This is a genomic window from Nocardia amamiensis NBRC 102102, assembly GCF_001612745.1.
GTDB lineage: Bacteria > Actinomycetota > Actinomycetes > Mycobacteriales > Mycobacteriaceae > Nocardia > Nocardia amamiensis.
In genome coordinates this window covers 1-1,325 of record NZ_BDBA01000359.1, presented here as the reverse complement: position 1 = coordinate 1,325, position 1,325 = coordinate 1, and the positions used below count along the sequence as shown (strand labels likewise).

Sequence of the window (1,325 nt, the reverse complement as noted above, 5' to 3'; positions counted from 1 at the left end):
AACCGGAGCTGGCTCCGCGCGAGTTCCGAGCGCCGGCCAACGAGATCGAGGCGGTCATCGCCGAGGTGTTCGCCGAAGTGCTCGGCGTCGAGCAGATCGGTTTGGACGACTCGTTCTTCGCGCTCGGCGGTGACAGCATCCTGTCCATCCAGCTGGTGTCCCGGGCCAAGGCGCGCGGTGTGCTGTTCACTCCGCGTGAGGTGTTCGAGCGGCGCAGTGTTGCCTCGCTGGCGGAGATCGCCACATTCGGCGCAGGCGCCGAGCAGGCGCGGCTGGAGGAGCTGCCCGGTGGCGGTGTCGGCGAGATCCCGCTGACCCCGATCATGCGGCAGATTCTCGCGAGCGGCTCGTCCTACCAGCGGTTCTCGCAGACCATGGCGCTGCGGCTGCCCGACGGCATCGACCGGGAGACCCTGGTCGGCACCATCGCGGCGGTCTTCGATCACCACGACGTGCTCCGGTCGCGGTTGCGCCGCACCGGCACGGACTGGACGTTCGAGGCGCTGCCGCAGGGTGCGGTCGACGTCGGCGCCTTGGTGCGTCGGGTGGACCTGGCCGCCGACGCCGACGACGCGGAGCTGGCGCGGGTCGCCACCGAGGCGCTGGACACGGCGATGGGCGGGCTCGATCCGGCGAATGCCGCTATGGCGCAGTTCGTTTGGTTCGCTTTCTCGGCGGGAGCGACGGGCCCGGAGGCGGCAGCGCGCGTAACCACGGAGGGACCCGCGGACGCCGGCAGTGGACACCGGGAGCGGCGCGATGTGCTGTTGATCGTCGCGCACCACTTCGTGGTCGACGGCGTGTCCTGGCGCATCCTGATCCCGGACTTCGCGGTCGCCTGGTCGCAGCTGGTCGCGGGTCAGCCCGTGGCGCTGCCTGCCAACGGCACCTCGATGCGGCGCTGGGCGCACAGCCTGGTCGAGGCGGCGCGTGCGCCGGAACGGGTCGCGGAACTGCCCTTCTGGCAGCAGGTTTCGGCCACGCCGGACCCGTTGCTCGGCTCCCGCGCGTTCGACCCGGCGATCGACACGTTCGCGACCGTCGAGCGGGTCGAGGTCACCGTGCCCACCGAGGTCACCGACGCGGTGCTGACCGCGATCCCCGGCCTCTACCGCGGCGGCGTGAACGACGGCCTGCTGTCGGCGCTGGCCATGGCGGTGGCCCGCTGGCGCGACGACGGGTCGGACGCGACGCTGATCAAGCTGGAAGGCCACGGCCGCGAAGAGGACGTGGTGCCCGGCGCGGATCTGTCCCGCACAGTCGGCTGGTTCACCTCCGCCTACCCGGTCCGGCTCGACCTGGCCGGTGCCGATCTCGGCGACGCC

1 protein-coding gene is annotated in these 1,325 nt (G+C 71.8%); it reads left to right on the top strand.

The genetic code is table 11. From position 1 onward, the window contains the following. Nucleotides 1-1,325: condensation domain-containing protein (locus tag NA4_RS37555; RefSeq protein WP_245671786.1), on the top strand; the 1,325-nt coding region annotated here is incomplete at both ends.